At 69.0% G+C, this 2,229-nt stretch carries 2 protein-coding genes; both read left to right on the top strand.

Annotated elements, in window-relative coordinates:
* Positions 1-479 precede the first annotated feature (479 nt).
* Positions 480-1,175, top strand: coding sequence for a ribosome hibernation-promoting factor, HPF/YfiA family (gene hpf, locus ACYVE9_RS23835; protein WP_461029951.1), 696 nt, complete (start codon positions 480-482; stop codon positions 1,173-1,175).
* A 199-nt stretch (positions 1,176-1,374) separates the two neighbouring features.
* The gene (locus ACYVE9_RS23830; protein ID WP_461029950.1) at positions 1,375-2,124 is read left to right on the top strand and encodes a response regulator; all 750 of its coding nucleotides are present in this window, start codon (positions 1,375-1,377) and stop codon (positions 2,122-2,124) included.
* The last annotated feature ends 105 nt before the right edge of the window (positions 2,125-2,229 follow it).

Below are 2,229 nucleotides of genomic sequence, written 5' to 3'. Positions count from 1 at the left end.
GCGGTGGCAGCCGGCGGCGGCCGGGTCGTGGGGGCGGCGGTGGTGGCCGCGGTGGCCGGTTCCGGGCTGTCGGAAGGGCTCCGCCCGGCGGCCGCGACCGCCTCCCGACCCCGCGCCGGAACTGACCTGCGGGGCGGCACGTTCTCCTGGTGAGACTTTCACCGGGTTCGATGGCCTGTACGCGCCGGTAGGGGGTGCCGACCATCCCCCAGTCGGGGTACGTTCGGTTATGAGGAACTTCGTCAACGTTGATCGGGGTTTCTCGGAGCGGAACGTGCGCACTTCGCTGCGTTTGCCCGACTCCGCTGTTCGCCTCTCTTTTCGAGTGGGTGGCGATCTTCCCGACTGGGGAGAAGGAGGTGGAAGTCGCAACCCGACGTAGTGCCGGAAGCTGACCGGTCGTGACCGGTCTCTCCGGCCTCAGTGCACCAAGGACGCGCTCCGCCCGTCAGTGGAGCGGTCCGGGAACGGAGTTCTGCGTGGACATCGTCGTCAAGGGCCGTAAGACAGAGGTTCCCGAGCGGTTCCGCAAGCATGTGGCCGAGAAGCTGAAGCTGGACAAGATCCAGAAGTTCGACGCCAAGGTGATCCGCTTGGACGTTGAGGTGTCCAAGGAGCCCAACCCGCGCCAGGCCGACCGCTCCGACCGGGTGGAGATCACCCTGCGGCACCGTGGGCCGGTCATCAGGGCCGAGGCGGCGGCCCCCGACCCGTACGCCGCCCTGGACCTGGCGGCGGAGAAGCTGGAGTCCCGGCTGCGGAGGCGGCACGACAAGCGCACCTCACGTCGCGGCAACGGCCGCATCCCGGCGAGCGACGTGGCCGTGACCGTGCCCGACGCCGCGGTGCTGAACGGCAACGGCGCTCTCGCCGCGACCGACGACAAGGACGACAGCGAGCCCGCCACCACGAAGGCCGGGCCGCTCGACGTGCAGGGTGAAGGCCCGCTGGTGTGTCGCGAGAAGACGCACAAGGCGGCCCCCATGACGCTCGACCAGGCGCTCTACGAGATGGAACTGGTCGGTCACGACTTCTACCTGTTCGTCGACTCCGACACCAAGCACCCGAGTGTGGTGTACCGCCGCCACGCCTACGACTACGGCGTCATCCACCTCGAGCCCGACCCGTTCGTCGAGGAACCGCCGCACGGCGCGGGCGGAGCTCTCGGCGGCTGAAAAACGCCCCTGACCGTGGCCCCCGGCGGGAATCTGAATCCTGCCGGGGCCCACTACGTTGTGTCCCGTGGAGGGATCGCCACCGCGAGCGGCTGCTCGGTTGCGGGCGGCGACCCCGATAACATGCACATCACGACCAACCGGCCTCCTGCTCAGCCCGGTTGGCGCCTACGCGGCATGGCCTGCAGGGGGAGGAACGATGGCGGACAGCTTCGGTCCCACGATGCCCGGCGCGTTCGGGGGTGGTGAGACCGCGCGGTCCGACGGGCGGGAACACGGCCTGCGGGACGAGCCCATCCGGGTGCTGGTCGTCGACGACCACGCGCTCTTCCGCCGGGGGCTGGAGATCGTTCTCGCCCAGGAAGAGGACATCCAGGTGGTCGGTGAGGCCGGTGACGGGGCGGAGGCGGTCGACAAGGCCGCCGACCTGCTGCCGGACATCGTGCTGATGGACGTGCGCATGCCCCGCCGGGGCGGGATCGAGGCGTGCACCGCCATCAAGGAGGTGGCGCCCAGCGCGAAGATCATCATGTTGACGATCAGCGACGAGGAGGCGGACCTCTACGACGCGATCAAGGCGGGCGCCACCGGTTACCTGCTCAAGGAGATCTCCACCGACGAGGTCTCCACCGCCATCCGGGCGGTAGCCGACGGGCAGTCCCAGATCAGCCCGTCCATGGCGGCCAAACTGCTCACCGAGTTCAAGTCGATGATCCAGCGCACCGACGAGAGCAAACTCGTGCCCGCCCCCCGGCTGACGGACCGCGAACTCGAGGTGCTGAAGCTGGTCGCGACGGGCATGAACAACCGGGACATCGCCAAGGAACTGTTCATCAGCGAGAACACCGTGAAGAACCACGTGCGCAACATCCTGGAGAAGCTCCAACTGCACTCCCGCATGGAAGCCGTGGTCTACGCGATGCGCGAGAAGATCCTCGAGATCCGCTGACCGTCCGGGGCGCCCCGCCGCACCAGCACTGCCCGCACCAGCACCGCCCGCCACTCCGCCACCCGCGCCACCGCGGACTTGGCCACGCGTGCGGGCCGGGTCAGG

The organism is Streptomyces sparsus (assembly GCF_054776295.1).
This window is presented reverse-complemented; position numbering and strand designations above follow the sequence as displayed.

Excerpts from the sequence above, each read along its gene's own strand:
- ACYVE9_RS23830 (WP_461029950.1), top strand. The coding sequence starts at position 1,375 with ATGGCGGACAGCTTCGGTCCCACGATGCCCGGCGCGTTCGGGGGTGGT.